At 45.5% G+C, this 25,469-nt stretch carries 19 protein-coding genes and 1 tRNA gene; 4 read left to right on the top strand and 16 right to left on the bottom strand.

Features of this window, described 5'->3' with window-relative positions; translation table 11 throughout:
- Positions 1–733: 733 nt before the first annotated feature.
- From EYS05_RS11720 to fba, 7 genes are all read right to left on the bottom strand, one after another.
- Positions 734–2,431, bottom strand: coding sequence for an extracellular solute-binding protein (locus EYS05_RS11720; protein WP_138277227.1), 1,698 nt, complete (start codon positions 2,429–2,431; stop codon positions 734–736).
- Complete coding sequence (locus EYS05_RS11715) at positions 2,421–4,208, bottom strand: cache domain-containing sensor histidine kinase (protein ID WP_243119093.1); 1,788 nt, start codon at positions 4,206–4,208, stop codon at positions 2,421–2,423. The genes EYS05_RS11720 and EYS05_RS11715 overlap by 11 nt, the downstream gene beginning before the upstream one ends.
- Complete coding sequence (locus tag EYS05_RS11710; protein ID WP_138277226.1) at positions 4,099–5,637, bottom strand: response regulator transcription factor; 1,539 nt, start codon at positions 5,635–5,637, stop codon at positions 4,099–4,101. Before EYS05_RS11710 ends, EYS05_RS11715 begins: the two co-directional genes overlap by 110 nt.
- Before the next feature lie 89 nt (positions 5,638–5,726).
- A complete protein-coding gene (locus tag EYS05_RS11705) occupies positions 5,727–6,563 on the bottom strand; it encodes a carbohydrate ABC transporter permease (protein WP_021650827.1) in 837 nt (278 codons plus the stop codon).
- Positions 6,563–7,411: a carbohydrate ABC transporter permease gene (locus tag EYS05_RS11700; RefSeq protein WP_227752378.1), complete on the bottom strand. Its 849-nt coding sequence runs from the start codon at positions 7,409–7,411 to the stop codon at positions 6,563–6,565. Before EYS05_RS11700 ends, EYS05_RS11705 begins: the two co-directional genes overlap by 1 nt.
- Positions 7,412–7,529: 118 nt before the next feature.
- Positions 7,530–8,858, bottom strand: coding sequence for an ABC transporter substrate-binding protein (locus EYS05_RS11695; RefSeq protein ID WP_138277225.1), 1,329 nt, complete (start codon positions 8,856–8,858; stop codon positions 7,530–7,532).
- Positions 8,859–9,134: 276 nt separating this feature from the next.
- Positions 9,135–9,998 carry a class II fructose-1,6-bisphosphate aldolase gene (fba, locus tag EYS05_RS11690; protein ID WP_015527136.1) on the bottom strand — a complete coding sequence of 288 codons (864 nt, stop codon included), beginning with the start codon at positions 9,996–9,998 and terminating at the stop codon, positions 9,135–9,137.
- Positions 9,999–10,192: 194 nt separating this feature from the next.
- Here fba and EYS05_RS11685 point away from each other — a divergent pair.
- Positions 10,193–10,274, top strand: a tRNA-Tyr gene (locus EYS05_RS11685).
- A 654-nt stretch (positions 10,275–10,928) separates the two neighbouring features.
- On the opposite strand, the gene EYS05_RS11680 is transcribed toward EYS05_RS11685, so the two are convergent.
- From EYS05_RS11680 to EYS05_RS11665, 4 genes are all read right to left on the bottom strand, one after another.
- Positions 10,929–11,894, bottom strand: a complete 966-nt coding sequence (locus EYS05_RS11680; protein WP_138277224.1) for a D-2-hydroxyacid dehydrogenase — start codon at positions 11,892–11,894, stop codon at positions 10,929–10,931.
- A gap of 46 nt (positions 11,895–11,940) precedes the next feature.
- A complete protein-coding gene (locus tag EYS05_RS11675; RefSeq protein WP_138277223.1) occupies positions 11,941–12,891 on the bottom strand; it encodes a biotin-dependent carboxyltransferase family protein in 951 nt (316 codons plus the stop codon).
- A gap of 16 nt (positions 12,892–12,907) precedes the next feature.
- On the bottom strand, positions 12,908–13,642 hold the full coding sequence (gene pxpB, locus EYS05_RS11670; protein ID WP_138277222.1) for a 5-oxoprolinase subunit PxpB: 735 nt from the start codon (positions 13,640–13,642) through the stop codon (positions 12,908–12,910).
- Positions 13,643–13,724: 82 nt separating this feature from the next.
- A complete protein-coding gene (locus EYS05_RS11665) occupies positions 13,725–14,408 on the bottom strand; it encodes an RraA family protein (protein ID WP_118516192.1) in 684 nt (227 codons plus the stop codon).
- A gap of 164 nt (positions 14,409–14,572) precedes the next feature.
- On the opposite strand from EYS05_RS11665, the gene EYS05_RS11660 reads away from it, so the two are divergent.
- Positions 14,573–15,496, top strand: coding sequence for a LysR family transcriptional regulator (locus EYS05_RS11660; protein ID WP_118624019.1), 924 nt, complete (start codon positions 14,573–14,575; stop codon positions 15,494–15,496).
- Between the two features lie 124 nt (positions 15,497–15,620).
- On the opposite strand, the gene EYS05_RS11655 is transcribed toward EYS05_RS11660, so the two are convergent.
- From EYS05_RS11655 to EYS05_RS17375, 4 genes are all read right to left on the bottom strand, one after another.
- The gene (locus EYS05_RS11655) at positions 15,621–16,802 is read right to left on the bottom strand and encodes a pyridoxal phosphate-dependent aminotransferase (RefSeq protein WP_118516201.1); all 1,182 of its coding nucleotides are present in this window, start codon (positions 16,800–16,802) and stop codon (positions 15,621–15,623) included.
- A 236-nt stretch (positions 16,803–17,038) separates the two neighbouring features.
- Entirely contained in the window at positions 17,039–18,373 is a 1,335-nt protein-coding gene (locus tag EYS05_RS11650; RefSeq protein ID WP_118624021.1) for a dicarboxylate/amino acid:cation symporter, read from the bottom strand.
- 148 nt (positions 18,374–18,521) lie between these two features.
- Positions 18,522–19,277 carry a LamB/YcsF family protein gene (locus tag EYS05_RS11645; RefSeq protein WP_118516190.1) on the bottom strand — a complete coding sequence of 252 codons (756 nt, stop codon included), beginning with the start codon at positions 19,275–19,277 and terminating at the stop codon, positions 18,522–18,524.
- A 262-nt stretch (positions 19,278–19,539) separates the two neighbouring features.
- A complete protein-coding gene (locus tag EYS05_RS17375; protein ID WP_174235818.1) occupies positions 19,540–20,328 on the bottom strand; it encodes a hypothetical protein in 789 nt (262 codons plus the stop codon).
- A gap of 12 nt (positions 20,329–20,340) precedes the next feature.
- Here EYS05_RS17375 and EYS05_RS11635 point away from each other — a divergent pair, with 12 nt between their 5' ends.
- Positions 20,341–22,653: a heavy metal translocating P-type ATPase gene (locus tag EYS05_RS11635; RefSeq protein ID WP_243119091.1), complete on the top strand. Its 2,313-nt coding sequence runs from the start codon at positions 20,341–20,343 to the stop codon at positions 22,651–22,653.
- Positions 22,654–22,777: 124 nt separating this feature from the next.
- Positions 22,778–23,089, top strand: a complete 312-nt coding sequence (locus EYS05_RS11630) for an ArsR/SmtB family transcription factor (protein ID WP_022427364.1) — start codon at positions 22,778–22,780, stop codon at positions 23,087–23,089.
- Positions 23,090–23,169: 80 nt separating this feature from the next.
- Here EYS05_RS11630 and EYS05_RS11625 read toward each other — a convergent pair whose 3' ends face one another.
- Complete coding sequence (locus tag EYS05_RS11625) at positions 23,170–25,287, bottom strand: glycoside hydrolase family 13 protein (protein WP_138277221.1); 2,118 nt, start codon at positions 25,285–25,287, stop codon at positions 23,170–23,172.
- Positions 25,288–25,469: the final 182 nt, after the last annotated feature.

Genomic DNA, 25,469 nt, shown 5'->3' with positions numbered 1-25,469 from the left:
ATACGCTATGCCAATCTCGTCCCTGTATTCTTCGATACTTATAGTGGTACGTTGGGCCGATCTCGTTTCTGGATTCTTCGGTACTTACAATGGTACGCTGCGCCAATCTGGTTCTGGAGATTCTTCGATATTTGCAGGAATATTCTGTACCAATCTGGCATTTCAGGACAGGACGCCCAGTCCGCTTCCGTCACCTGTTCTGTTTTTTTCCTGTCGGCTGGAAGCGTCAGCCAGAGGAAGGTGGCATCGGGCCGGGCTGCTGCGGAGGAGGGGTGATTACTACTTGGGCTGCGGGAGACGGCGTTATTGCGGCAGGGTCTGCTGTCTGAGCCGAAGGCGAGTTCTGGCCCTGCCGCAATGCTTTTAGCCGTCTCACGGAGCCCTAGTAGTATCCCCCGACGGAGTCCCTGCCCGGACCGATGCCACCTTCTTCTGGCGTCCCTCTATACATCCGCCTCTCAAACTCCCGACAGCATCCACCCACGGACCGGTGCCACTTTCCTCTGGCGTCCCTCTATACATCCGCCTCTCAAACTCCCGACAGCATCCACCCACGGACCGATGCCACCTTCCTCTGGCGTCCCTCTATACATCCGCCTCTCAAACTCCCGACAGCATCCACCCACGGACCGATGCCACCTTCCTCTGGCGTCCCTCTATACATCCGCCCCACAAACTCCCGACAGCATCCACCCTCAGACCGATGCTTCCTTTGTCCCTCTATACATCCACCTCACGAATCCACAAGCCCTTCCCGGACTCGCTCCGTAAGACTGTCTCCACCCTTACGATACCAATCTTCCACAAAAGAGTCAAAAGAGCTCACAGGCATCCTCCCCATAATAATCTGGATAAATGCATTCTTCTCCAGCAAACGCAAAGTCTGAGGAATCTCCCCGTCACCATCCCCCAGAAACTTTTTCTCCGGAGCACGGTAATTCGCATCCACCAGAAGTCCCACCGCCGAGATTCTGGACTTATACGCCGCCCATGCCTCCACCGAAGGCACCTCTGCCTCAAGATATTCCTTACACGCATCAAAATAAGATGCCTCAATGGCACTGAGATCCTCCCTGGTCTTCTCATCGCCCGGACTGTAAAGAACCTCACGGATATGCTTTGTCACTATATAAGTAGCCTCATTATAATCCACATTGATCATTAGCGGACGCGCCGTAGGATCCACATTCAAGGCAAAATAAGTGTTCATCTCATCCGCATCCTCCGCTTCATATCTGGAATAGTCGAACAACACACTCAAAATCTTCATTGCAATCTCCGGATGCTCATACCCTTTACGCACAACTACATATTTATTATCTCGAAACGTAGAGTATACCTCCACAGTCCGCTTTACATCCGCAGTCAGATAATACGGTTCCCAGTCCGCCTCTTTGTTCTTCCTATACTCATCCATAAGAGGATTATTCGGAGTCCACCAGAGTCCGAAAAACGCTCCGCATTTTCCATTCACCACAAGATCACGGATATTATTCTGTGCACGTAAAGCAAAATCCGGATCCAGTATCCCCTGCCTGTAAAGCTCTCTGAGATACCCCAGAGCCTCCTTTGTCTCCTCCGTCAGCAATCCATAGACAATTTCTCCATCTGCATTTTCAATCCATTGCTGCGGATACGCCCCGAACTTTTCAAACACAGGGTCCACCGAATAGCTGGTGCTGACCGTGCCCACAAGTCCCGGATCACAGACAAGTCCCACAGGATCTTCACCATCCTCTGCACCCATTCGGTTTTCCTGAAATGCACGGATCACTGAAAAAGCCTCTTCCAGTGTCTTCGGTTCTTTCAATCCCAGCTGTTCCATCCAGTCACGTCTCAGCCATAAAAGCTGCGACCCATCATCAATGGCAGTCTCCGGAAGTGCATACAGTTTTCCGCCAAAAGTCCCTGAGTCCAAAAGTTCCTCTCCATAACTCTCATACATTTCCTTTATTTTATCGGAAGCGCAGCTTTTGTATACTTCCGTCAGGTCCTCGATAAGATCATTTTCAACCAGCTCTTCCAGAGTTTCCCTGTCCGACACCAGAAAAATGTCCGGAAGATTCCGATCTTTGACCAGGATGTTCAGGGCTTCGTCATACCGCTCCTCACTCTCCATAAAAACATTCTTATTCTGAATATTCAGTGTCTTTTTCAGATACCGGGTATATGCATTGTCCTCATAGGTCTGCCCGTCCGGAAGATTAGAATTATTAGCCCCTTTCATCTGTCCCAGAGTATAAGTTACAAGCTCCGGATATTTTCCCAGAGGCGAGGTTTCTGCCTGTTCCCAGCTCTTGCTGCTCTTTTCGGACAGAACATCTATATCTGTTTTTTCCATTTCTGCAGTTTCTAAAGAACACCCCGTAAAAAGTGTCAGGCTCAGCATCATACTCAGAAATACCACTGTTTTTCCCAGACTAAGTCTCATCTTTTTTTACCTCTTTCGGGATTCTCATATCAACGCTTGTCCCCTCACCTACCTTGCTCAGAATCCGGATGGCATATTTCTCTCCATATAAAATACACATACGGTCATTGACATTTTTAAGGCCATAGCCTTTTGCCTGATATGTGAGCAGCTTTTCTGCCTGCTCCTGCTCCATCCCTATCCCGTTATCTTCAACCCGGATCACTACATCCCCATTCTCTTCAAAGAAATAAAGTTTCAGAAGCTTTTCCCCTTCCTCCTTCACATCCAGGCCATGCTCCAGAGCATTCTCAACGATGGGCTGCAGGGCAAGCTTTGGAACCAACTCCTGCTGCACAGACGGATCGATATTCCACTCCACCTTAAAATCATTGTCATGCATGATAAGCTGGATTTCCAGATAAGCTTCGATATTCCGAATACAGTTTTCCACAGTCACCATATCTGCTCCCTTACTGAGCGCTGTCCGGTAAAATGTAGATAATGCCAACGTCACACGGCTGATCTCCTTCTGACGGCTCTTAATCGCCATCCAGTTTATAATAGAAAGAGAATTATAAAGAAAATGGGGATTGATCTGGGCAGTCAGCGCTTTCAGTTCAAATTCCTTCAGAGCGATCTTATTTTCATACACTTCTTCGATCAGTCGATTAATTTCATCCATCATATGGTGAAAGCTTCTCACCAGCTGTCCTACCTCATCTCCGGAATCACTGTAAACCGTAACTTCACGGCTTCCCTGGTTCACCTGTTCCATATTTCTGGTAAGCTGCTCAATCTTTCTGGTAAACAGCTTGGAAAACGTCATTCCCAGCACAATGATGATCACAACACAGAAGCCGATCAGCGGGATCTCACTGATCAATACTTTTGAAACCGAGCTCTCGATCACAGCCGGAGGTTTATAAAAATAATAGGTCCACCTTGTTTCATGTCCGCTGCTGCTGACATAGGTATATTCTTCCCTCAGACGATCCAGCTTTTTCGCGGTTTCTTTCTGTACGGAAATATCACTGGCCGCCAGATTTTCTCCATGATAGACGATATTTTGCTGATCATCCACCACAAAGCCTCCGGAATTCCGTTCGATAATATTGGCCAGAGGCTGGAATACTTTTCCGTAATCCAACGAAATACAGAGCACAGCCTCCTTGATCTTACCATCATATATTTCCCTGACTGCCGCGATCTGACGATTATCCCGGTCCACGATCCACTGAACCGTCACGGTATTATTTAATTTGTCACTCCACCATTCCCCATCCACCTCTGAAAGCGGAGCCAAGGTATATTCATGGCGCACGGGAATGCTTTCTGCAAAAAGCTGTATCCCCTGAATTGCTTCGTGGTAGGATTGCGGCACTGTCAACAGCGGATCCACAACTTCCGTATACTGTTCATATGCAGTATAACGATCCATATCTTTGTTGAAGATCACCTCCTGGATTTCGGGAGAATAGGTAAGATAATTCAAAAGACTGGCATAAATTTCGATCTGCCCGTCAATGCTTTCCCTGGTCTGCTCCAGAATGGAGTACATATCCTCCATCTCATTTTTCCGGACAAGACTACTCATGCGACTGTGACTGTACAGTGCCAACACGGTCATCGGCACCAGGGATACCAACACAAGAAGATTTGTCAGCTTGTACCGGTATTTCATATCATTATACTTCTTCAGAAGCCTCTTCATCCTCATTGTTTCCTTTCCGATAGGATTCCGGGCTGCTTCCATAATATTCCCGGAAGCTCCGGCAGAAATACGAAGAATTGGCAAATCCTACCTGCTCACTGACCATGGCTACTTTCATGTTGGTGGTGCGTAGAAGTTCCTTGGCCTTTTCCATGCGGAACACACGGATAAAACGATTCAGGTTCATCCCCGTCTCCTTCTTGAAAATAAAACTGAGATAACCAGAAGAAAGATATACTTTTTCTGCCAGTGTTTCCAGATTCAGATCTTCCGCATAGTGATTGTAAATATAATTTTTTACTGCTGCCACCTCATCTCTGGATTCGCTCATGGAACGGTCCAGGAACTCTTCGTACTGACGGATATTTTTTTCTGTAACCTCAATGATCTCCTGAATGGTAGAACAGCCATACAGATGATCCACTTCCAGATCCAGCCTGTGCTCTCCGGCAAAACGATTCTCCTGAAACAGCTCCCTGATCACATTGGAAAAAACAAATTTCACATACATGGCCGAAAACTGGGTATTGGACTGATATTTTGATGCCAGGCTGCGGAAATGGCTCCACAGCTGCTTCACATCCTTTCTGGAAATATCTTCTGAGATTTTTTCCATAAGTCTGGAATCCTGTTCCTCTTCGCCGGTATTTTTCTCCTCCTCTTCCTCACTGGTATAAACATGGATGTCCGGATGATAAAATTTCTCTTCCATCTGCTGCTCCAGCTGTTCCATGATCCCGGGCAGTTCCCGGTATCCGTCAAAACGTCGGCTTACAGCCAGATGAAAACGGACAGGATGCAGTCGTTTCAGAATACTGTAGACATTTTTTGCCACAAGAGTATAGTCGCAGTACACATCTTTAAAAAGAAGCAGGGACTGGCGGCCATTGAGATTCAGATAGAAAAAAGACCGGCGAAGTTCTTCCTGGATCTCAAGCGGGACTTCATCACTGGCAGAATCAAAAAAAGATTCATCGGATTCAATGAGTATCGCACAGTGCCACTGCTCCCAGGCAGCAAAGTCCACGATTCCTTCCGCTTCTTTCAGACGTTCCTGATCACCGGAATAAATGTAACTCAGCAGAAAATACTGCTGAAGAAAGCTTTTTTCTTTTATGGACTGCTGCTCTTTGTTTTTCCGGGACGCAATCTCCTTCTGGATCTTCTGTATGGTGTCATGAAAGCGGTCCGGATCCACCGGTTTCAGCACGTAATCGGTCACTCCATAACGGATCGCCTCCTGGGCAAAAGCAAAATCGCCATAACCGCTGAAAATGATAATTTCCAGATCCGGATATTCCTCTCTTGCTTTTTTTGAAAGCTCCAGACCATCCATATGAGGCATTTTGATATCTGTCAGCATCAGATCCACAGGATGCTTTCTCAGCTCATTTAATGCCAGCTTGCCATTAGCCGCCTCATAAATTTCCCACTCTCCCTCTTCCATAGACAGAAGAAAGCGGATTCCGTCACGTTCCAGTTTTTCATCATCTACCACCAATACTCTGTACATTCCTCACCTCGCCAAATATGGCCTGATCCACGTAAAAACACGCAGATCAGGCCTTTTTTCTTTCATTTTAACATTATTCAACTGATTTGTCAGCCCTTAACAGCTCCTGCAACCACACCTTCAATGATATATTTCTGGCATGCAAGATAGAAGGCAATGATTGGAATGATGGAAAGGACAAGAACGCCCATCATAGCTCCCATATCAATGGTTCCGTAACCCCCCTTCAGATACTGGATGGCAATGGAAATGGTTTTATATTTCTTGATATCAAGTACCAGATATGGAAGAAGATAATCATTCCAGATCCACATGGTTTCCAGGATCGCTACAGTTACACAGGTCGGTTTCATAACCGGAAGAACTACTTTAAAAAATGTCTGGATCGGGGTACAGCCATCGATCATGGCAGCTTCCTCGATCTCGATCGGAATGGATTTTACAAAACCGCTGAACATAAATACCGCAAGTCCTGCTCCATATCCAAGATAAATGATGATCAGTCCCCACGGAGTATTCAACTTCAAAATGTTTGCAATCTTGGAAAGAGTAAACATTACCATCTGGAATGGTACGACCATGGAAAACAGACACAGCATGTACATGGTTTTTGTCAGCGTGTTGGTAACACGGTTGATGTACCAGGCACACATGGAGGTACAGAGCAGAATTACCGCAACAGAAAATACTGTGATAAATAATGTCCATCCAAATGCCTGGAAAAATCCGGTTTTTGTAAGACCATTTACATAGTTTTCCAGACCTACGAACATTTTATCCGTTGGGATTGCAAAAGGATAACGGCTGATGTATGCTTTTTTCTTAAAAGAATTGATCAAAACCAGAAGAATCGGGAAAATATAAGCAACAGATACCACACTCAGGATCGCAGTCCACAGACCGCTGAATTTTACTTTTTTATTCATTACTGCTGTACCTCCTTACTTCTTGTGAGACGATTCTGGATCATGGCAATTGCTCCAACCAGTATAAAGAAGATCACGGCCTTCGCCTGTCCTACACCTTCCCATCCGGTACGTCCATAGAAGGTATTGAAAATATTCAGCGCAAGCATTTCTGACATATTGGAAGGCTCACCATTTGTAAGAGCAAGGTTCTGGTCAAAAAGCTTGAAGGAGTTGGTAAGTGTCAGGAAAGTACAGATGGTGATGGACGGCATGACCATAGGAATGATCACATGCTTCAGAAGCTGTCCTTTGTTCGCACCATCGATCTGTGCAGCCTCGATCAGTTCACCCGGAATATTCTGGATACCTGCGATGTAAATAATCATCATATATCCGATCTGCTGCCAGCACATCAGGATCACAAGGCCCCAGAATCCGTAAACAGATGAATATGTAAGTGTTTTATTGATCTGAAGAAGCAGACCGTTTAACAGAAGCTGCCATACATAACCAAGGATGATACCACCGATCAGGTTTGGCATAAAAAATACGGTACGGAATATATTGGTTCCTTTGATCTTCTTGGTCAGAAGCAACGCAACTGCAAAACCGATCACATTGATCAAAACTACTGATACAACCGTAAATGCGGTGGTGTACCATAATGCATGTCCAAAGGTTCCATCCTCAGTAAAAATCTTCACATAGTTCTGTAATCCCACGAATTTTGCATCCGTTACTGTGGTAAACTTACAGAAGGAAAGATATACACCCATGATAAAGGGAACGATAAATCCAATGGTAAATGCCAGCAGGGTAGGCAGGACAAAAACCGGAAAATACTTTTTCATCATCTTATTTTGCATGTTTTCTCTTCCTTTCTCCTGAGGATGCATCCTTCCCCACTTTACGCATCCTCTCTCCATTAAAAGAGGCAGGCGGAAACCGCCCACCTCTTCGTGATCACGTTTCAGTTATACCTTATCAGCCTTCATTTGCTGCTTTGTACTCTTTTGCCCATCCGTCAACAAATGCAGTTTTCACAGCATCCCACTCACCGGTACCCTGTGCATACTCAAGCATTGCACTGCCGACCTGGTTTTTCCACTCTTCAGAAGGCATGGTTGTGAAGTTCCATGAAACCGGAGTTTTACCAGCTTTTACATATTCGTTAGCTGCTTTTACAAGCGGATTTGTAGACTCATAATTCTCATCAAAGGTCTTGAATGGTGTTGTAAATCCCATTTCCTGGCTTATAGATTCTCTTCCTTCATCACTTGTGATAACCCAACTGAGGAAATCAAGAGTTGCCTGGATATCCTTCTCATCTGCTTTTTTATTTACGCACCAGTAGTTCTCACTGCCTGTGCAAAGTCCCTGGTCCTCTTCACCATCTACACCAATATAGATCGGAAGCATTCCCATATCCTCGTCTGCTACTTCGTTATCTTTGATGCTATCATAAGCCCAGGTTCCATTCTGATAGAACACAGCCTCTCCAAGACCAAATTCAGCATTTGCATCATCGATAGTCTTGCTGGAAAGAAGGCTTGGCTCACAGGTAGAATCTGTGATATAAAGGTCAAACAGGTTCTTGAAGTTATCAAGATAGGTTCCTTTGATCGCATCTGTGGATGTGATTCCGTCTTCTTTGTACTCATAATAGATCGGAAGGTTTGCAAGGTGTGTCTTGAAGCGCCAGTCACTGGAAGAATCAAAGCCTGCGGAAGTAAATGCACCGTCAACTCCAAGGTCATCTTTCTTAGCCTGGATATCATCTGCAACCTTCTTTAATGTCTCAAAATTGTTGATCTCATCTGCAGACTTGACCACAGCGCCATCCATCTCACAGTATTTCTTAAGAAGCGCTTTGTTGTAAATAAGTCCATATGTTTCAATTACATAAGCAATACCGTCAACTGCACCGCTGTCATCCTTCAGTACGAAATCGTCACTCTCCACATTTTTGTAAACATCGCTGTCTTTCAGGTCATAGCAATAATCCTTCCAGGATGCAAGTCCAACCGGTCCGTTAACCTGGAACAGTGTCGGAACCTCATCCTTGGCCATCTCTGATTTCAGAGTAGACTCATAAGTTCCGGAAGCAGCTGTAACAACCGTAACAGGTACACCAGTCTCATCGGTATATTTCTTTGCCAGATCTGTCCACTGATCTGCCTGCTCCGGTTTAAAGTTCAGATAATAAACAGAGCCTTCACTGTCATCCCCTTTTGCCATAGCCGGAACTGCCGGGATCATGGTAGCTGCCATTAAAGCTGCAAGACCAAATGCTGTTGCTTTTTTCATTCTCATAATCGTACCTCTCCTTTACCTTATATGATATTCAATTTGTTTCGCGAATATGCTTAAAACGTCCATTTCGCATATTCCTGACCGATAAGCTTCAAATCAGCTTCTCGATTGACTTGATATTATTGTAAATCGAAGAGGTCATTTTCACTATATAAAAAAATCAAGAAACATGTTGATTTTTTTATATAGTGAAAATATTGATATTTTATCATGAAAAAAGAAGCCAGAACAGGCTTGCTCCCATTCCGGCTTCTTTCATATATTATTTTCGATTCATCATGCTTTATTGACAGATCCGAAAAGCTCCATTTTCTCTTTAACAGTAGCTTTAATCGCTTCTGCTCCAGGTGCAAGAAGCTTACGTGGGTCATATCCTTTACCCTGCTGATCTTTACCCTCTTCAATGTATTTACGTGTAGCTTCAGCAAATGCAAGCTGGCACTCTGTATTTACATTGATCTTGGAAACACCAAGGCTGATCGCTTTCTTGATCATGTCTGCCGGAATACCTGTACCACCGTGAAGAACAAGCGGCATATCTCCTGTCAGTTTCTGAATAGCATCCAGAGTCTCAAAGCTTAAGCCCTGCCAGTTAGCCGGATATTTTCCGTGAATGTTACCGATACCAGCTGCAAGGAAGTTAATTCCGAGATCTGCAACTCTCTTGCACTCCTCAGGATCAGCGCACTCGCCCATACCAACAACACCGTCTTCCTCGCCGCCGATGGAACCAACCTCTGCCTCAAGAGACATGTTGTGCTCAGCAACGATCTTAACCAGCTCTTTAGTCTTAGCTACGTTCTCATCGATCGGATAATGAGATCCGTCGAACATAATGGAAGAGAAACCAGCCTCAACACATTTCAGGCATCCATCATAGCTGCCGTGGTCAAGATGAAGAGCAACCGGAACAGTGATGTTCAGCTCTTCCATCATACCGTTAACCATACCTACAACTGTCTTATAACCTGTCATGTATTTACCGGCACCCTCGGAAACACCAAGGATTACAGGAGAGTTGAGCTCCTGAGCTGTCTGAAGGATAGCTTTTGTCCACTCAAGGTTGTTGATGTTGAACTGACCAACTGCATAATGGCCTGCTTTTGCTTTTTTCAGCATTTCTGTTGCGTTTACTAACATGATAAAATCCTCCTAACCTGTATTAGGATACGGAAAAACCGTGTCCTTTATATCCAACCGTACTCATAATAGCAGATTTCCTTTGGTAAGTCCAGTATTTTACCAAAAATGCTGATGCTGTGGGAATTATTATTTTTTTTGAGAAAAAGCTTGCAATTTTATCAAATGTTATATATAATACATTTGTTGTTCACGGATGGATTCCCGAGTGGCCAAAGGGGGCAGACTGTAAATCTGTTGGCACCGCCTTCGAAGGTTCGAATCCTTCTCCATCCAGCGAATTTAGCTCTTACATCTTTGAGATGTAGGGGCTATTTTTTTGTGAAAAAGGAAACCGCAAAGGGGCACAAGGCCGCGCCCCTCTGCACACCCCTGGGCCTTTTTTAAGGAGTTCTTGGTTGTGGAGGACGGGAGGGTGTTGACTTTTGTCTGTATGCTTCGGTGTTGGACGTGGGACGCTGTGCCGAACTGGTTGCTGTATTCTTCGGTGTTGCATGTGAGGCGTTATGCCGATACAGCCACGTTTTCACAATTCAGGACAGGACGCAAACGTCCGCTTCCGTCCCTTGCGGTTGGAGTTTCAGCCGGGGATGTGGCATCGGTTCGGGCTGCTGTGGAGGAGGTGTGATACTGCTTGGGCTGCGGGAATCGGCGTTATTGTGCCAGGGGCTGCTGTTTGAGCCGAAGGCGAGTTCAGCCCCTGGCACAATGATTTTAGCCGATTCACGGAGCCTTAGCAGTATCCGCCGACGGAGCCCTGCCCGAACCGATGTCACATCCCCGGCGTACGTTCGTTCCACCATCCCAGCGTACGCTCCTTCCACCCTGCGCACACTCCTTCCATGCACAGAAAAAGACGGCCACCCCAAACCGAGACAGCCGCCTTTCCCTCACACATCATACATAGGAAATCGAAACATCGAAAAATACTTATTTATTAACTCTGTTAACTGTATTACCAGCCAGAAAAGCCTTGATATTATCAACCGTAATATCCATAATTCTCTGTCTGGAAGCCTGCGCAGCCCAGGAAATATGCGGAGTGATGATGCAGTTCTTAGCCTTAAGAAGCGGGTTATCCCCTTTGATCGGCTCAGTAGAAACAACATCAAGACCAGCAGCATAAACCTTGCCACTGTTCAGAGCATCCGCAAGATCCTGCTCAACAACCAGCTGACCACGGCTGTTGTTGATAAGGATAACACCATCCTTCATCTTCGCGATATTCTCTTTATTGATCATACCCTCTGTCTCCGGGAAAAGCGGGCAGTGAAGGAAGATCACATCAGACTGTGCAAACAGCTCGTCAAGAGAAACATACTCAGCAAGCTTTGCGCCAGCCTCACTCTGATAAGCATCATAAGCAAGAACCTTCATATCCAGCGCATTCAGAAGCTTGGCAGTAGCCTGTCCAATTCTACCAAGGCCAATGATACCGGCAGTTTTTCCATAAAGCTCGATCATCGGATAATCCCAGTAGCACCAGTCAGCATTATTCTCCCATTTGCCTGCCTTAACCGTCTCATCATGATGACCATAGTGAGAGCAGATCTCAAGAAGAAGACCCAGAGCATACTGACCAACGATCTGTGTACCATAAGTAGGAACATTTACAACCGGAATATTTTTCTCTTTTGCATAGTTGTAATCAACAACATTATAACCGGTAGCCAGAACAGCGATCAGTTTCATGTTCGGGCACTTGTCGATGGTCTCCTTGGAAATCGGAGTTTTATTGATAATAACGATCTCAGCATCGCCGATACGCTCAGCGATCAGCGGAGACTCTTCGTAGGAAGTTCTGTCATAAACAGTAACCTCTCCAAGCTCTTTTAATGCGTCCCAGCTTAAATCTCCAGGGTTCTCTGTGTAGCCATCCAATACAACAATCTTCATATTCGTACTCACCTTTCTTTTAAAATATTTTTGTGATATATATTGATTAAAGTTTTCCATTCAGTCGTTCATCCAGAGCATCCATTTCATTCAACTCACGGATATACAAATCCTGGGCAAGGTCCAGACTGACCTCAACAAAACGTATCTTCTGACCAGGACGTGCCTGGGCGATCTTGGCAAAATCCACAGTGATCACAGTACCGATCTTTGGATAACCGCCTGTACTCTGACGGTCTGCCAGCATAATGATCGGCTGTCCGTTTAAAGGAACCTGAATCGATCCCATGGAAATACCATCTGTATTGATATTACCGTCACCGGCATGCTCTACCGGCTCTCTCTCGATACGACAGCCCATACGATCAAACTCATTGGTGATCGTACCGCTGTACCAGAAAAATTTACGAACACCTTCTTCCGTAAATTCATTCTCCTGTGGTCCCAGAACCACACGGAGAACTACCTCATCAGAAGGATAGATCTCTGCTGGAACATGACGGAGTTCCATATTCGGAAGCTCTGTCTTCGGAGCAGTAAACTCAATGCTGTCGCCCTTTTCCAGTTTTCTTCCGTCCACACCGCCGATGTGGTTACGAAGCAGAGTAGACTTACTTCCCATCACAAGCGGGATATCCAGTCCGCCGGCAAAAGCGATATATCCGCGGCTTCCGTTTCTGGCACCTGCAAACATCAGCTTCTGGCCTTTTTTTACAAGAACAGCTTTATACATCGGGAAAGGCTGTCCATCCAGCATCGGTGTCAGATCTCCACCTGTCACCGCAATAATATTATCACTGGTAAAAGTAAGGGTTGGTCCGATAAAAGTCATCTCCAGAGCACCCTCTGTTTTTTTATTGCCTACCAGAAGATTGGCAATATGGAAAGCACGCGGATCCATGGCACCGGATGTAGAAACACCAAATGCCTGGTTCCCGAATCTTCCCTCATCCTGAACAGTGGTCAGGATCCCGCCGTTTTCAACTGTAATTCCCATATCATGACCTCCGTTCTTAACCGTTATCCTGTGGCGTATAGGTTTTCACTTTATAGGTACCGTTTTCCACGTCTCTTCGGATCTGATCATACTCCGTTTTTGTGACAGGTACATGCTTTACCCAGTCACCGGCACGTACAAGGAACGGATCCTCCTTTGTAAAATTACAGATATCAAGAGGTGTACTTCCGATGATATTCCATCCACACGGCTGCTCAAAAGGAATAAAATCAGACAGAGCCAGCTGGACAACAATGGATCTTGCAGGAATCTTTACCCTCGGAGAGGTTCTTCTCTTAAAGCTGAAGGGCTCCTCAAATCGGGCCATATACGGATGTCCCGGTGCAAACCCAAGCATGTATACATAATATTCGTGCTGAGAATGCTTACGGATAATTTCCTCTGTTGTAGTATTCTCAAGCTCTGCACAGTACTCCAGATCCGGTCCGGTCTCACCGCCATAATAAACCGGAATCTCTTTTACAACCTTCTTCGTTGTTGTGGAAACCTCATGCATGTCTGCAATTCTCTTCTCCAGTTCTTCCACCAGTCTGGAATAACGGATCACCTCCGGGCGGTAATGTACGATCAGTGCACAATAGGTCGGAACTGTTTCCACCATGCCTTCAATTGGAGATTCTTTTAATTTTTCATCCAGTGCACGCACCCTGGCATTGACCTCAAGGCTGATCACACTGCCGAATTCAACGGAAACTGCTCTGTCTCCTGCGATCAGGAACTTCACATCCATTTAAGCTTACCTCCGTTCTTAATTTGACAAAAAGGCCCGTCATACGTGGTGACAGACCTTCCTGTATGTATCTTTTATTCGGTTAGTCTACAAATTCAAATCCGACTTTTTTGAGAGTTTCGTCAACCCATGGACGTGGCCACTCACCGCGTGTCAGGATTCCCTCAAGCTGTTTTTCCTCACCAGCATGGTATTTTCTTGCGATCTCTGCAAGCTCTGCTGTGTGCTCATCCGGTCTGATAGCAAGAAGTCCGTCAGAGTCTCCTACAATGATATCACCAGGATTGATAACGATTCCTGCGAAAGATACCGGGAAGTTCATCTCTCCCGGGCCGTTTTTGTATGGTCCGTTTGGTGTGATACCTTTTGCATATACAGGGAAATCCATCTGACTTAATGTATAGCTGTCACGAACACATCCGTCAATGATGATTCCTGCGATTCCTCTGGATTTCGCATAGTTGCTCATGATCTCGCCGCAAAGTGCTCTGCTCAGGCTTCCTTTGTTTGCAAGAACGATAACATCTCCCGGCTGAGCCATATCCAGTGCTTTATGGAACAAAAGGTTATCTCCTGCCGGTGCATTTACTGTAAATGCAGTTCCCAGAAGTCTTGCCTTCGGGTTCAGAGGGAAAATGCTGGAATCTACAGCAGCGATCCTTCCACAGTTATCATCAATATTTGCAACCGGAATCCCACGGAAGGCTTCTACTAATTCTTTTGACGGTCTTTCAAAGTTTCGTCTGATTCTACATCCTAATGCCATATGAAAACCTCTCTTCTTTTGATTTTCTTTTTGAGTTGTATTTATCATATCATACAAGCTTACTATTGAATAACGAATAATTTCTCTGTATAATATAAATAATTTTTATATTATCAAAGCTTAAACTACCCTATAGATAAAACAAAAGAAAAGGAGCTGTTCATATGAACCTTGCTGAAATCGAAACCTTTCTCACCATTGTAAATACCAAGAGCATCACCCGTACAGCGGATCTTCTTTTTCTTTCCCAGCCTACTGTCAGCCACCGGCTCACATCTCTGGAGAACGAACTGGGTTTCCCCCTTGTGATCCGTCAGAAAGGCCATAAGCAGGTGGAACTGACTGCCAAGGGAACAGATTTTATCATCCTTGCAGAACGCTGGATGTCTCTCTGGAAGGAAACTATGGAGCTGCAGCGCAATCAGGATTCTCTGCTGCTTACCATAGGCTGTACAGACAGCCTGAACGTAGCTGTTTTCGCACCACTGTATGACAGGATCTTAAATGAGCAGACTAAGCTGGACCTGAACATCGAGTCCCATCACTCTTCAGAGCTCTACGGTCTTCTTGGAGAACACAGCATTGATATCGGATTTGTCTACCACAAATTGCATTACAAGAATATCATAACAGAGAAAATCTTCGAAGAAAAGCTTTATCTGGTACAATCGGATCAGCCAGTGATTCCGGCTCCGGCAATACATACCGATGAGCTGGATCCATCCCTGGAGCTGTTTTTAAGCTGGGATGACAATTATCAGATCTGGCATGACCGCTGGCTTTCCTCCGCTTCCAGGCCTCACATTGCGGCAGATACCATCACACTTTTGGACCGTCTCTGGAAAAAGCCGGGAAACTGGATGGTCGCACCACAGTCTGTGATCCTGGAGCTTTCCCATTACCGGCCTCTTTTTATCAGTGAACTGAAAAACACGCCGCCAAATCGTGTTTGCTATAAGATCAAACATAAATATCCAAAATCCACCAGCAAACGTGCCGTGGAATTCTTTGAAAATGCACTGGAAGACTTTCTTGCAGAATCCACTCCGTCCTTCCCGATCGGCCAGGTATGGGAACGGCAGAAATAAAAAAAACGGTAAGCACAAGTCCGTCAGGAACATTTTCTGCTTTACCGTTTCTTCTTATATTAGTTATACCAGGATTTTGATCCACCGCTTTTTACCACAAAAGCGGTGGATATTTTTTATCTGATCATTTGTTTTTCAGCTCTTCCACTGCTTTTTTAATCCTTGCACATGCTTCCTGAAGATCCTCATAGCTGCATGCATAGGAAATTCTTAAGTATCCCTCACCTTCGGAGCCGAATGCGGAGCCAGGTACTAGGGCGATCTTTGCATTGTCAAGAAGATACTCGGCCACCTCCATAGAAGTCATTCCAAGGCTCTTGATATTTACGAAGATATAAAAAGCGCCATGTGGGTTATTGCAGCTGATCCCATCGATCTCGTTCAGAGCCTTTACCACATAATCTTTTCTTCTCTGATATTCCTTTCTCATTGCCTCAACATCTTCTGCACAGTCACTTAATGCGGTAAGTGCTGCTTCCTGTACGAAGGAAGAAGCGCAGGTAACGGTATACTGATGAACACGTACGCATGCCTGGATGATTCCAACCGGTGCACACATATATCCAAGTCTCCAGCCTGTCATTGAGTAAGCTTTTGAAAAGCCTCCTAATGTAATGGTACGCTCTTTCATTCCCGGAAGGGATGCGATGCTTACATGCTCTGTTCCATCGTATACAAGCTGGCTGTAGATCTCATCCGCGATCACAAGAAGGTCATGTCTGATGGCGATCTCACTTAATTTCTCAAGTGTCTCTCTGGAAAACACACCGCCGGTCGGGTTGCTTGGGTTAACAACTACGATCATCTTTGTCTTGTCTGTGATCTTTGACTCCATCTCCTCAAAGTCGATCTGATAATCGTTCTCTTCTCTCAGGCTGTATGTTACAGGTACTGCTCCAAGTGCTGACGGAACATGGATGTAGTTCAGCCATACCGGGTTCGGGACAAGGATCTCATCGCCGGGATCCAGGAAAGCGTCCATGGATGCGAAAGTTGCCTCACCAACACCTACTGTTACAAGAACTTCAGATGCTTCATAATCTGTACCATGGTTCTCGTTCTCCCATTTTGCAATGGCCTCTCTCAGTTTCGGGATACCGTAGTTGGATGTGTAAAACACATGTCCTGCTGCAAGGCTCTCGTTTGCTGCCTTTTTGATCTTCTCAGGTGTATCAAAATCCGGACGTCCGATCTCCAGGTGAATGATCTTTTCTCCTGCCTGCTGCATTTTGTTTGCTTTTTCCATTACTGCACGGATACCGGAAAACGGAAGGCATTCCATTCTTTTCGCTGTCTTGTACTCCATATTCATTTCCTCCTGAACCCTTTTATTTTTCTGCGGCTGTCCCGCTGTTTTACTCTGTAAATTCCGGACTGTGCCTGTGCAGATGAGCAAATCGTCTGCACAGCTGTTCATTCATGTCCATTTAGTATTTAAGCGTATAGCTGATGTCTCAACTATACGCTTAAATGGTATCATCGTAGTAATATTAAGTCAATTTAATAATTTGTATGTATAATATTAAGACTTTTTATATTTACTTACGCGTTATATTTGTTTACGTCAAGCTCATTCTCTTTCTTGTTAACGATAACGTTGACTGTTGCATCACCGATTACGTTAAGCGGAAGAAGTGCCATCTCAACCGGACGGTTGATTGCTACAACAAGTGCATATGCGATCATGCAAAGATCAGATGTCCAGCCCATACCGGAAAGGATGGTTACGATCAGAGTTGTACCTGCGATCGGGATAGCCGGGCAGCCCATTGCTGCACAGATGGAAAGGAATGCAACTGTGATCAGGTTTGCCGGTGTGATGTCGATTCCGGATGCTGTTGCAATAAAGGTTACTGCAAACATATGCATAACTGTTGTTCCGTTCATGTTGATGGTCATACCTGTTGGAAGTACGAAGCTTGTGATCTCCTGAGAGCATCCAAGCTCATCAAGGCATGTTCTGGTGTTCAGCGGAAGGCATGCTGCAGAAGAGTTTGTGGAGAATCCGAATACACCGACCTTAGCGATCTTCTTGAGGAATTTCATCGGGCTTAAGCCTGTTGTAAGACCGATACCGATCGGGTAAATCGTAACTACAAGTACAAACAGTGTCAGCATTGCACCTACAATATAAGCAGCTGCAGGTGCCAGATACTCTGCTCCGTAAATTGCGAATGTACGGGAGATCAGGCAGAAGATTGCAACAGGACCAACCTTGTTGATCAGGAATGTAAGGTACAGGTTGATGATATCGCTGAAATTTTCAAGAACTTTTTTCAGAGGATCCACCTTGTCACCAAGTGCGTTCATGCAAAGTCCGAGAACGATAGCTACTACTACAACTGCAAGGATACTGTTGTTGCTGCTGAATGCGGTTCCGATGTTGGACGGAACTGCTGTTACGATTGTTGCAAGCGGGTTAAACTGATCCAGTGTTGCAGCCTCTGTAACTGCCTCTGCCGGAAGCTTAACATTGAAGAAGCCTGCAGATTTCATTGCAAATGCAACGATACCTGCGATGCATGCGCCTACTACATAGAAACAGAAGAATCCAATCAGTGTACGCCCTGCGATTCTTCCCAGCTTGGAAGAGCTGGAAATACTGCACATTGCAAGGCTTAAGGATACAAGTACCAGCGGTACGATCGCCATCTGTAATCCCCTCATGAACAGCTGTCCGATAATATAGAAGAGACCGATGGAATGAAATCCCTGATCTGCTGTGATATCCTGGAACAGAAGTGCATTGATCACGTTCCATGTTCCCTCAGACATCTGCTGTTTCAGAAGCATGAATCCAAGTCCTACGACCAGACCGCCGACCAGAGCGATCATCATGTTTCTTACTATGTTGTTCTGTTTTTTCTCTTTTGCCATAGTTTCCACCCTTTCCTTTCTTATCCTAAAAAAGTACACATTTTCATATAAAAAGAGCCGGACAAATCATCGCAGTAATCCCTTGTTTTAAATCTCCTTTGATTTATCCGGCATTCTATCTCTCATATGAATGTACTTTATTTAGTTTCTATAAGTGTTTGATCTCAATACCTTCTTCTGTGAATTTCTCACGGATCCTCTGTACAAAAGCAAGTGCCTTCGGTCCGTCTCCGTGTACACAGAGTGTGTCACCCTTGATGTCAAGCTCTTTTCCGTTGATGGATGTGACTTTACCTTCTTTGATCATTTTCACGCATCTTTCGATGGCAACGTTCTCATCTGTGATCATGGATCCCTCCATCTTTCTCGGTACAAGAGAAAGATCATCCATGTATGCACGATCTGCAAAAATCTCAGATGCTGTACGAAGTCCCTTGCTCTCGGCGATATCTCCAAGAACTGCACCTGCACAGTAGTAAACGATCAGATCTTTGTCATACTCACAGATTGCCTCGCAGATTGCTGTGGAAATGTCCTCGTCATACTGGCAGGCATTACCCATTGCTCCATGAGGAGCGACATGCTGAAGCTTCATTCCGTAGCTCTTAGTGAAAGCAGCCAGGGCTCCGATCTGATATCTGACGTAATTCTTAACTTCATCATGAGAGAGAACCATCTTTCTTCGTCCAAAGCCAAGAAGATCCGGATATCCAGGATGGGCTCCAACCATAACGCCACGTTCCTTTGCCATGCGGACTACCTTATCCATTACCATCGGATCGCCTGCATGCCAGCCACATGCTACATTTGCTGTTGTGACATATTTGATGATTTCTTCATCGCCGCCAAGCTTATATGCACCAAAGCTCTCACCCATGTCACTGTTTAAGTCGATACTGTACATGTTGCTACCTTCCTTTCTTTCTTTCTTTACTTGCTGAAAGTATAACATGTTAAATATAAATAATAAAATAGATTATTTTTTCAGAATATATTAATATTTTCTATATTTCTTTTGCAATAAATTTCACTTTTCTTTGATCCGTTTTTTGAAAAGCTGTTGACAAAGATTTTTATATATGATTAAATAGTCATATGAACATTGATTCATATATTCATATAAAAAGACAAACAAATCAGCAAGGAGAGTTCATATGGAAGAAAAATTAAAGAAAGATTCCATGGAGTCCGCAAATTCCTGCGGTTGCGGCTGTGGTCACGATCATGCGCATCACAGCCATGATGAGCATGAAGCACATCATGATCATGAGCACCATCACCACCATGACGAGCACTGCGGCTGTGGCTGCGAAGATCACGACCATGAACACCACGAACACGAGCATGTGCACCTCGATGAACACTGTAGCTGTGGTTGCGAGGAGCACGAGCACAAACACCATGAACATGAGCATGTGCACCACGATGAACACTGTAACTGTGGTTGCGAGGAGCACGAGCACGAACACCATGAGCATGAGCATGTGCACCACGATGAACACTGTAACTGTGGTTGCGAGGAGCACGAGCACAAACACCATGAACATGAGCATGTGCACCACGGTGAACACTGTAGCTGTGGTTGCGAGGAGCATAAGCACGAACACCATGAACATGAGCATGAGCATGTGCACCACGATGAACACTGTAACTGTGGTTGCGAGGAGCACGAGCACGAACATCATGAACATGAGCACCACGATGAACACTGTAGCTGTGGTTGCAAGGAGCACGGACACGAACACCATGAACACGAGCATGTGCACCACGATGAACACTGTAGCTGTGGTTGCGAGGAGCACGAGCACGAACATCACGAGCATGAGCACCATCACCACCATGACGAACACTACGGCTGTGGCTGCGGAGATCATGACCATGAGCACCACGTTCACTCCCACAATGCTCTCACCGCAAAGCGTATCTACATTCTGGAGAACCTCGGCTGCGCTCACTGTGCTTCCAAAATGGAGGAACGGATCCAGGCTCTTGAAGGCGTAGAAAGCGCTACCATTACTTTTGCAACAAAACAGCTTCGCTTAAGGGCTGCAGATCCAGACGCTCTGCTTCCGCATATCCGCAAGATCTGCACATCCATTGAATCTGAAGTTAAAGTTGTTCCGAGAAATCCAGCTCCGGCAGCTTCCACTGACACAACAACTAAGACATATCTTCTGGAAAATCTGGGCTGCGCTCACTGCGCTTCCAAAATGGAGGAACAAATCGCAAACCTTGAAGGCATTTCCGAAGCAACCATCACTTTTGCAACAAAACAGCTTCGCTTAACTGCAAAGAATCCGGATCGATACCTGGATCAGATCCGCAAGATCTGTACATCCATTGAATCCGAAGTTCTTGTAAAAGAAAAGGATCCGAAGCCAAAGGCTCAGTCCACAAAAGCAGTGACTCACCCAACCGCTTCCAAGAAGAAATTTTTCTCCAGGGAAAACGTAGATATCATCTGCATTATCATCGGTGCAGTACTCTTCGTTGCCGGAGAGATCATGGAACACAAAGGCTTAGGCACCAGTGCCACTCTTCCTGTATTTGTGATCGCATACCTGGCACTTGGTGGTGTTATCGTTGTAAAAGCTGCCAAAAACATCTCTCACGGACAGATTTTTGACGAAAACTTTCTCATGAGCATTGCAACTCTTGCCGCTTTTGCCATCAATGATTCCGCTGAGGCCGTAGGCGTTATGCTCTTCTACCGCATTGGCGAGCTTTTTGAGGAAAAAGCCGTTGAACGAAGCCGCGGACAGATCATGGATGCCGTAGACCTTCGTCCGGAAGTAGTAAATCTGGTCACAGGCGATGATATCCAGGTAATTCCCTCTGAAGAGGCTCAGATCGGAGACATTCTTCTGGTCCGTCCCGGAGACCGCATCCCTCTTGATGGTATCGTAATTGAGGGAAACAGCCGCATCGACACTTCTCCGATCACAGGAGAGCCTGTACCGGTTGCTGTAAATGAAGGTGATGAGATCACTTCCGGCTGCGTCAACACCTCCGGACAGCTTAAGATCCGCGTAGAAAAACCTCTGGAAGAATCCATGGTCACTCGTATTCTGGATTCCGTAGAAAACGCAGCAGCAAGCAAACCGAAGATTGACCGCTTTATCACACGCTTTGCCAGGGTTTATACTCCTTGTGTTGTAGGAATCGCAGTGGCAACTGCCATACTCCCATCCCTTGTTACCGGAAACTGGCATTACTGGATCTACACAGCCATTACTTTCCTGGTAATGAGCTGCCCTTGTGCTCTTGTACTTAGTATCCCGCTGGCCTTTTTCTCCGGGATCGGTGCCGGTTCCAAAAAGGGTATCCTTTTCAAGGGTGGCCTTTCCATCGAAGGATTAAGTAAGCTCGGCGCTGTGATCATGGATAAGACCGGCACTATCACAGAAGGCAACTTCCAGCTTCAGAAGGTTGTTGTCACCGGTAAATACACGGAAAACGACCTCCTTTCCATGTGTGCAGGCTGTGAACAAAACTCCACACATCCCATTGCGAACAGCATCGTTGCTGCCGCAATAGAACGTGGAATCCAATTTGAAAAACCGATCTCCCTGGAAGAAATTTCCGGTCATGGGATCGTTGCGGAAATGCCGGAGGGAAAAGTTCTCTGCGGAAATCGCAAGCTGATGGATAAATTCGGAATTACAATCGGAGAATTAAAGGAAGCCGCTTACGGCTCTGAAGTATTTATGGCAGTAAACGGAACCTTCGCAGGATATATGCTGATCTCCGATACCATCAAACCTGACGCAAAGGAAGCCATTGCTTCTCTGAAAAAGCTTGGTCTCCACACTGTTATGCTTACCGGAGACTCCGAAGACAGTGCACAGGCTGTAGGAAAAGATGCCGGAATCGATGAGATCTATGCAAAGCTTCTTCCGGAGGATAAGCTCAATGCCCTGAAAAAGGTCCGCCAGGCACATGGAACTGTTATGTTTGTTGGTGACGGTATCAACGACGCTCCTGTTCTTGCAGGTGCTGATGTAGGTGCTGCCATGGGAAGCGGTGCAGATGCTGCCATTGAAGCCGCAGATGCCGTATTTATGAATTCCAATGTAGATGCGATCCCTCAGTCCATCACCATTGCACGAAGCACAAACCGTATTGCATGGCAGAACGTAATATTTGCCCTGGTGATCAAGATCGCAGTTATGATCCTTGGTCTTGCCGGACATGCCAACATGTGGATGGCCGTATTTGCAGACACTGGCGTTGCCATGATCTGCGTGCTGAATTCCATTCGTATCCTGTATAAAAAATAAGATCCGTTCTGCAGGGCAGATATCCTGCAGTGGATCCATACAACTCCCCAGTGATGCAGAAAAGAATTTGACCGGTGCGTTTTTTTCAGCTACAATAGAAGTTAACAGTTTGGAGGATGCGCAAATGAAGAAAACACATATAGATTACCCGATCAATGATGATACACTGTACCGGCTTGCCGACCTGTTCAAGGTTTTCGGTGATCCTACCAGGATTCGTATCCTGTACGTACTTTCTGTGGAAGAGCTCTGTGTTCAGGATATTGCCGATCGTCTTTCCATGACCCAGAGTGCTATTTCACATCAACTCCGGGTACTGAAGCAGATGTCACTGGTCAAATTTCGAAGAGATGGAAAAACCATTTACTACTCCCTGGCAGACAGCCATGTGGCAACCATCATGAATCAGGGACTTGAACACGTTACAGAAGAATAACCCATAAAACACAATGAAAAAAGCCAATCCGCTTCCTAATGGAAGAACAGATTGGCTTTTTTCTCTGCCTTACTCGTACATCATTTGTATTTATCCCTTGCCCTGTGGTGAAGCACCATCGCTCCGTATGCAGGCATCTTCACCTGAAGAATCCCTGCATCTGCAATATATTCTTCCGGCATTTCCGTATAACCCTCTCCGGAAGAAAGCATCAGGCGCTGAAAAGCCGTTGCTTCTTTCCGGCTTACACCGGTTTTCCAGGCTGTTACCCTTATGTCTCTCTCCTGATCCTGATTATTGAGGATCACTATGATCTGTTCAGAATCAGAAAAACGACCATAGCTCAGGCCCTGATGATCGTTCCACAGAAATTCCAGGGAACCCTTTGCAAGAATCGGATATGCCTTGTGTATGCAGATCATACGTTTATGAAAGTCCAGCATCTCCTGGTCTTCTTTTCCCCAGGGATAAGTTCTGCGGTTATCCGGATCTGTAAAGCCGCAGACGCCGGCCTCATCCCCGTAATATACCGTAGGCGCACCAGGCCACGTCATCTGGATCACAACAGCCTCTCTCATGATAGCAGGATTGATACCTGCAGATGCTGCCTCTGCGCCTGCGTAGGAAAGCCTTCCTACTCTGTGATTGGTCCTTGTCAGAAATCTGGAATGGTCATGGTTTGAAAGCTCATTCATGGCTCCATAAAGCGCTCCCATATGCAAAGACTGCATATGATGCTTCATCGCCCCGATAAAGGCCTCACTGTTGCCATAAAGGTCCTCCCGGTACTCATCACTGTGCTTCTCCATTCCGGTCAGGAACCACGTTACAGGCTCCATAAAAGCATCATAGTTCATAACTGTATCCCACTCATCACCGCGAAGCCAGCTTTCCGGATTTCCGTAGTGTTCTGCAAGGATCACTGCATCAGGATTGGCTTCTTTTACTGTCCTCCGGAACGCTTTCCAGAAGTGATGGTTAAAATCATTGCTGTGGCCCAGATCTGCAGCTACATCCAGTCTCCATCCGTCTACGTTATACGGCGGCGAAACCCATTTTCTGCCCACATCAAGGATCGTCCGGCAAAGCTCCTCAGATTCTTCGTAGTTCAGCTTTGGCAGGGTATCATGGGTCCACCAGCCGTCATAGGTTGGATTATAGGGCCAGCGGTTCTGATCCTGAAAGCAGAAGAAAGAACGATAAGGGCTGTCCGCCGAAACATAGGCCCCCTTTTCGTAGCCTTCCTGATTTTCGTAGATCCGTTCCCTGTCCATCCATTTATTAAAGGATCCGCAATGGTTAAATACCCCATCCAGGATCACTTTCATTCCTCTTCTGTGAATTTCCTCCACAAGCTCCTGAAAAAGCTTATTACTGGCCTCCAAATTCCGTTTATTGGTCACACGGCGGATATACTTAAGGGCATGACTGTTGTCACTGTCTCCGGGACTTAACAGACCATCACAGTCCTCTACGATCCTTCCGATATGCGGATCGATATGATCGTAATCCTGACAGTCATACTTATGGTTGCTGGGAGAGACAAAGATCGGATTCAGATAGATCACATCCACTCCAAGCTCCTGAATATAATCCAGCTTATCCATAACTCCCTGAAGATCGCCGCCATAAAATTCCCGGACACCCATCACAGCCGGAACCTTTTCCCAGTTATCCACTTTTACGGAAGTGTCCCCGATATAGAAATATTCCCCTGTTTCCACATCATTGGAAGGATCTCCGTTACAGAAACGATCTACATAAATCTGATACATCACAGCACCCTTCAGCCACTCAGGCACATGATATCCGGGATAGATCTCAAATTCTGTCCTTTCCTCATGTCTGGTGCTTACACCATTTGTATCATAATAACAGGTAACAAGTCCTGAATGGATCTCAAAGTAATATCGTACAGGATTTTTTTCCATTACGATCTGTGCAGTATAATAATCAAAGCTTCCGGAAGTTTTTTCCCACTTCATTTCCAGATATTCTCCGTCATGCACAAGACAGACGTTGTCCACATTATTTCTCTGGGTACGAAAACGGATCGTAACTGTATCACCTTCCCGTGGCTCCACAGGTGTACGGTAATATTCCGTCCCGTCACTGAACATTGCGTCTTTATTTAATACCGGACTCATATTGAGTATATACCGCATCTTCTTTGCAGTCTCCATGCTTTCATATAACATTCTATTTTCCTCATTCCGTCTTTAGTACCATGTTTTTAAATATATTATCTTAATTTTTTCCATCCCGCAAGCATATATATGTTTTCTCCATAATTCATCTTTTATTTTTGGACAGTAAAAAAGACAGCTGGTTAGGCTGCCTTTTTTGGAGAAGGTATTTCTTCTTATGGGGTGTAGCAAAA

Source organism: Blautia sp. SC05B48 (genome assembly GCF_005848555.1).
Lineage (GTDB): Bacteria > Bacillota > Clostridia > Lachnospirales > Lachnospiraceae > Blautia_A.
The sequence above is the reverse complement of the archived record's forward strand: the minus strand, read 5'-3'. Positions and strand labels throughout refer to the sequence as shown.